Consider the following 5409-nt stretch of genomic DNA (forward strand, 5'->3'; position numbering starts at 1 on the left):
AACGAGGCCGCCGCCCGCCCGCCGCTCGCCCCCGCCATCGGCGCGGACGGCGCCCGGGGCTGGGCCGCCGGTACGGCGACGGGGGCGCAGCTCCTCTCCACGGTCGCCCGCGACGCCGTCGACCTCCTCACCGGGCCGTACGCGGAACGGATCCGCATGTGCGCAGGCGACCGCTGTTATCTCCTCTACGTCGACACCTCCCGCCCCGGCCGTCGCCGCTGGTGCTCGATGGAGCACTGCGGCAACCGCCACAAGGTCCGCGCCCACCGCGTGCGCCGCTCCGGGGCGGCGCCGGTCGAGTAGCGGTCCGGTCGAGCAGCAGTCCACGAGAAAGGGTGATCCTCATGACCATGCGATCCACCGGACTCACCAAGGACGCCGGATGGGAAGTCGGCGTCTCCCGCACCCTGCCCCAGTCACCCGCCGCCGTATGGGAGTTCATCAGCGGACCGCGCGGGCTGGAGCTGTGGCTCGGGGCCGGGGCTCGGCTCACTCCCGAGCGCGGCACCGCGTACGAGACCGACGCGGGCGCCACGGGTGAGGTGCGTGGCTACCGGCCCGGTGACCGCATCCGCGTCACCTACGGCGAGACGACCGTCCAGGTCGCCGTCTCGGCGGCCGGCGGCGGCCGGACCGTCCTCGTCTTCCACCAGGAACGCATGGCGAGTACCGAGGAACGTGAACGTCAACGGGCGCACTGGCGGCGGGTGATGGACCAGGTGGCCGACGCCCTCGACGAACTGGCCTGAGCGCCGAAGGTGACTACGAGCCCGCCGGGTCCACCGTCGCCTGGTGCGCCTCGGCGAGGTGTTCCTCGGCCTTCAGCCAGGGCAGGAACTGCGCGCCCTTGCGCCAGCCGCAGGTGTCGCATCTGATCGTGCGCTGCACTCCCGAGCGCTGGACCCGCACTATGTGCTCCCGTCCGTGCTGGTCCCAGCGGCTCACCTTGCTCGTGTTGATCTGCTGCATGAGGCCGGTCTCCAGTCGACACTTCGGGGATCTGCGTCCGTGAGGAGTGTGCAGCAAGACCAACATCAACAGGGGATGTCGCACGAGGAGTTCGCAGAGTTCGCAGAGTTCGCCCGGCGGTCGCGCGCCCCGCGCCCGGGGCACCCCCTCCACAACTCGGGTCACATGTACGTGAAATACCGCTCCGCCCAGACCGGCGGCGGTTCCGCCTCGTCCTCGCCGACGTCCGTGCCGATGCCCGCCCCGTCGTCCTCGCCGTCGTCCTGGCCGAGGTCCGAGAGCGCCGCCCATGTCCCGGCGGGGATCTCCGGGCCGGCCGGCAGGGACGGTCCGTCGTACGGCTCCTGGAGCAGAGTGAGCGGCACGAAGACGCACCCTGCCGCCGTACAGGCCTCGTCGAGCCAGGTCACGACGTCCTCGGTCAGCCCCCGCGCGGGATCGGGCTGGGACCAGTCGCCCGTTTCCGCGATGACGAGGTGGCCGAAGTTGCTCAGCGTCACCCGCAGGGGCAGGCCGAGGCCCGTCGCCTCCACGGGGACGGAGATCCGGCCGTAGGCACTGGAGTCCTGGTGCAGGCCACTTCGGCAGGAAGGTCCGAAGCGTTTCCCGACCGCGCGGGTGAGGTCGGCGAACCGGTCTGCCGAGGTCTTGGGGTCGAAGTCCCGGGGGCGTTCGAGGTGGTGGGGATCGTCGCACTCTCTCAGGAGCGTCCGGATCCGGTCCATGGGAAGCAAGCGCGCGCCCTTCTGTCCTGTCCTGCGCCCGGCCTGCCCGGTCCGGCGCGGTGGTCAGCCCGAAGCCGGGGCGGCCTGGCGGACCTCGGGCGACTCCAGCCGCTCGGCCGTCCGGTCGGCGGTGCCCCGGGCCCACGCCCCGGTGGTCAGCGTCCCCAGCACCAGGACGGCGAAGCCGCACGCCGCGACGATCCACCAGGCGGGGCGTGCCGCCGACACGAACGAGTCGGCGTACGAGGACGAGCCGATGCCCGCCGCCAGCACCGCGCCGACCACCGCGACGCCCAGCGTCTGGCCGATCTGGCGGCTGGTGGAGGCGACCGCGGCGGCGACACCGGCCTGGGTGCGCGGCATCCCGGACACGGCCGTGTTCGTGATGGGCGCGTTGACGAAGCCGAAGCCGAGACCGAAGAGGACGTAGCCGATGACGAGGGTGACGTTCCCGGTCTCGGCCTCGAACGCGGCGAAGAGCACCCCGCTCGCGGTCATCGCCACCCCCGCGACCAGCAGCGGCAGCCGCGGCCCCCGGCTGCCGACCAGTCGTCCGGCGACCGGCGCGCAGACGAAGCACAGGATCGCCATGGGGAGCATCCACAGACCGGCGTGCAGGGCGTCGAGGCCGCGCACGTTCTGCAGGTACAGGGTCGACAGGAACAGGAAACCGCCGAGCGCGGCGAACGCGCTGACCGCGATCACCGTCGCCCCGCTGAACGGCGCCGAGCGGAAGAAGCGCAGCTCGATGAGGGGTTCCTCGCGCCGGGGCTCGTACCGCAGGAGGCCGAGCAGCGCGGCGAGGGAAACCCCGCCGAGGGCGAGGGTCTCGGCGAGCGGCGCGGTCGGCGCCTCGATGATCGCGTACGTGAGGGAGCCGAGCAGCGCGATGACGAGGAGCTGTCCGACGGGGTCGGGGCGGCGGGCCTTGGGCGCGCGGGACTCGGGGACGAACCGCCAGGTCAGCATGAGCGCGGCCAGACCGACCGGCAGGTTGATCCAGAAGATCGAGCGCCAGCCGACGGAGTCCACGAGGACGCCGCCGATGATCGGCCCCGCGGCCATCGAGATGCCCACGACCGCTCCCCAGACGCCGATCGCACGGGCTCGCTCGCGTGGCTCCGTGAACGTGTTGGTGATGATCGACATGGCGACCGGGTTGAGCATCGAGCCCCCGACCGCCTGCACCATGCGGAAGGCGACCAGCGAATCGAGGTTCGGGGCGAGGGAGCAGAGCACCGAGCCGGCCGTGAAGACGACCAGGCCCGCCATGAACACCCGCTTGCGGCCGAGCCGGTCCGCGGTCGAGCCGGCCAGCATCAGCAGGGCCGCCAGGACCAGGGTGTAGGCGTCGATCGTCCACTGCATGCCCGCGAGGCTCGCGTTCAGGTCGCGCTGCATCGAGGGAAGGGCGACGTTCAGGACGGTGTTGTCCAGGCTCACGATCAGGAGGCTGGTGCAGCAGATCGCGAGCACGAGCAGACGGTGGCGGCGGCTGAGCTCGGGCATGCGGACCATCGTACGCCCAACTCAATAGTGCGCCTAACTAATGAATCGCGGGCGTGCGTCCATGTGCGTGACAATGGGGGCATGTCCACGCCTGTGTCCTCCTTGCGGATCGGTCCGCACGCCGTCACCCCGCCCGTCGTCCTGGCCCCCATGGCCGGCATCACGAACGCGCCCTTCCGCACCCTGTGCAGGGAGTTCAGCGGCGGCAAGGGCCTGTTCGTCAGCGAGATGATCACCACGCGGGCGTTGGTCGAGCGCAACGAGAAGACCATGCAGCTGATCCACTTCGACGCGACCGAGAAGCCGCGCTCGATCCAGCTGTACGGCGTGGACCCGGCGACCGTCGGCAAGGCCGTCCGCATGATCGCGGAGGAGGGTCTCGCCGACCACATCGACCTCAACTTCGGCTGCCCGGTCCCGAAGGTCACGCGGAAGGGCGGCGGGTCCGCCCTCCCCTACAAGCGGCACCTGCTGCGCGCGATCCTCCGTGAGGCCGTGAGCGGCGCCGGCGACCTCCCGGTCACCATGAAGATGCGCAAGGGCATCGACGACGATCACATCACCTACCTCGACGCCGGCCGCATCGCCGTCGAGGAGGGTGTCACCGCGATCGCCCTGCACGGCCGCACGGCCGCCCAGCACTACGGCGGCACGGCCGACTGGGACGCCATCGCCCGTCTCAAGGAGCACGTCCCCGAGATCCCGGTCCTCGGCAACGGTGACATCTGGTCCGCCCAGGACGCGCTGCGGATGGTCCGCGAGACGGGCTGCGACGGGGTGGTCGTCGGGCGCGGCTGCCTGGGGCGGCCCTGGCTGTTCGCGGACCTGGTCGCGGCTTTCGAGGGCCGTACGGACGACATCGCGGCGCCGACCCTCCGCGAGGTCGCCGACATCATGGTCCGGCACGCCACCCTGCTCGGCGAGTGGATCGGCGACGAGTCCAAGGGCGTCGTCGACTTCCGCAAGCACGTGGCCTGGTACCTGAAGGGCTTCGCGGTCGGCTCCGAGATGCGCAAGCGACTCGCCATCACCTCCTCCCTCGCCGAACTCCGTACCGGACTCGACGAGTTGGACCTCGACCAGCCCTGGCCCACCGGCGCCGACGGCCCGCGCGGCCGCACCTCCGGCAACAACCGCGTCGTCCTGCCGGACGGCTGGCTCAAGGACCCGTACGACTGCGCGGGCGTGGGCGAGGAAGCCGAGCTGGACACGTCCGGGGGTTAGCAACGGGCGCATGGCAACGGGCGTACCTGGAGGGCCGGTTGCCCCGTTCTGCCGCTTTTCCGGTCGTTGTACGGCCGGTTTCCGTCATCTCGGAATGAGTAGGAAATGTCCGGGTAGTGCGTTTCGGTGTGCGGAGCGAATGAGACACCGAAGAAGCCGGCGACGAACCGGGCCAAGAGGCCCTCGAAGCGTCCGGTGCGGAAACCGCCGACGCAGCCGGGCAAACCCTCCCGGCCCTCCGCCCCGTACGCCCCGCCCCCGTCCTGCGTCCCTCACTGCGCCCACTACGTCTCGTACGTCCTCACCGTCCTGGACCGGCTGGTGCCGGCCGGCACCCGGTGCGCGGTCATCGGCGCCCCGCTGAACTCCAACGTCGGTGACAGCGCGATCTGGCTCGGCCAGCGCGCGCTGCTCGGCGCGCTCGGGGCCGAGGTCCGCTACGCCTGCGACCTGATGTCGTACGACCCCGGGCACCTGGCGGCCTGTCTCCCGGAGGGCCCGATCATGCTGACGGGCGGCGGCAACCTGGGGGACCTGTGGGAGGACAGCCAGCTCCTGCGCGAACAGGTGCTGCGCGACTTCCCGGACCGCCGGATCGTGCAGCTGCCCCAGTCCGTGCACTTCACCGACCACGCCAATCTCACCCGCGCCCGCCGCGTCTTCGACGCCCACCCCGACCTCACGCTGCTGCTGCGCGACCGGCACAGCCTGCACCGCTGCCGCGCGGTCTTCGAGGCCCCCGCGCTGCTCGCCCCCGACCTGGCCTTCGCCGTGCCGCCGGACGCGCTGGCCGGCGGCGTGGTCGCCCATGACGTCGTCTGGCTGGCCCGGGAGGACAAGGAGTCGGCGAAGGGCCCACCGGCCGGGCGGGGCACGTTCCGCGGGCAGCGGGACGGCCCTTACGTCTTCGACTGGGCGCGGGAGGGCGCCGACCTCGACTGGCGGCAGGCCAAGGAGGCGCTGTGGCGCGGCCGGGCCCGCG

The 5409-nt window shown here is 71.7% G+C and carries 7 protein-coding genes; 4 read left to right on the top strand and 3 right to left on the bottom strand.

From position 1 onward, the window contains the following. Both AWZ10_RS18805 and AWZ10_RS18810 read left to right on the top strand, forming a co-directional pair. On the top strand, positions 1–303 hold a 303-nt coding region (locus AWZ10_RS18805; RefSeq protein ID WP_208618523.1), incomplete at its 5' end, for a CGNR zinc finger domain-containing protein. Between the two features lie 41 nt (positions 304–344). Beyond that, on the top strand, positions 345–749 hold the full coding sequence (locus AWZ10_RS18810; RefSeq protein WP_046706509.1) for an SRPBCC domain-containing protein: 405 nt from the start codon (positions 345–347) through the stop codon (positions 747–749). Between the two features lie 13 nt (positions 750–762). Here AWZ10_RS18810 and AWZ10_RS18815 read toward each other — a convergent pair whose 3' ends face one another. From AWZ10_RS18815 to AWZ10_RS18825, 3 genes are all read right to left on the bottom strand, one after another. Then, positions 763–969: a hypothetical protein gene (locus AWZ10_RS18815; protein ID WP_037699770.1), complete on the bottom strand. Its 207-nt coding sequence runs from the start codon at positions 967–969 to the stop codon at positions 763–765. A 161-nt stretch (positions 970–1130) separates the two neighbouring features. Next, positions 1131–1694 carry a hypothetical protein gene (locus AWZ10_RS50290; protein ID WP_060891623.1) on the bottom strand — a complete coding sequence of 188 codons (564 nt, stop codon included), beginning with the start codon at positions 1692–1694 and terminating at the stop codon, positions 1131–1133. A 63-nt stretch (positions 1695–1757) separates the two neighbouring features. Further along, complete coding sequence (locus tag AWZ10_RS18825) at positions 1758–3203, bottom strand: MFS transporter (protein ID WP_060891625.1); 1446 nt, start codon at positions 3201–3203, stop codon at positions 1758–1760. Positions 3204–3284: 81 nt separating this feature from the next. On the opposite strand from AWZ10_RS18825, the gene dusB reads away from it, so the two are divergent. Both dusB and AWZ10_RS18835 read left to right on the top strand, forming a co-directional pair. Further along, positions 3285–4427, top strand: coding sequence for a tRNA dihydrouridine synthase DusB (gene dusB, locus AWZ10_RS18830; protein ID WP_060891624.1), 1143 nt, complete (start codon positions 3285–3287; stop codon positions 4425–4427). A gap of 195 nt (positions 4428–4622) precedes the next feature. After that, on the top strand, positions 4623–5409 hold a 787-nt coding region (locus tag AWZ10_RS18835; protein WP_208618524.1), incomplete at its 3' end, for a polysaccharide pyruvyl transferase family protein.

Source organism: Streptomyces europaeiscabiei, assembly GCF_001550375.1.
Taxonomy (GTDB): domain Bacteria; phylum Actinomycetota; class Actinomycetes; order Streptomycetales; family Streptomycetaceae; genus Streptomyces; species Streptomyces europaeiscabiei.

What these genes read in the sequence shown, in the direction of transcription:
- AWZ10_RS18810 (WP_046706509.1), top strand. Translation starts at nt 345, where the DNA reads ATGACCATGCGATCCACCGGACTCACCAAGGACGCCGGATGGGAAGTC.
- AWZ10_RS18815 (WP_037699770.1), bottom strand. Translation starts at nt 969, where the DNA reads ATGCAGCAGATCAACACGAGCAAGGTGAGCCGCTGGGACCAGCACGGA.
- AWZ10_RS50290 (WP_060891623.1), bottom strand. Translation starts at nt 1,694, where the DNA reads ATGGACCGGATCCGGACGCTCCTGAGAGAGTGCGACGATCCCCACCAC.
- AWZ10_RS18825 (WP_060891625.1), bottom strand. Translation starts at nt 3,203, where the DNA reads ATGCCCGAGCTCAGCCGCCGCCACCGTCTGCTCGTGCTCGCGATCTGC.
- dusB (WP_060891624.1), top strand. Translation starts at nt 3,285, where the DNA reads ATGTCCACGCCTGTGTCCTCCTTGCGGATCGGTCCGCACGCCGTCACC.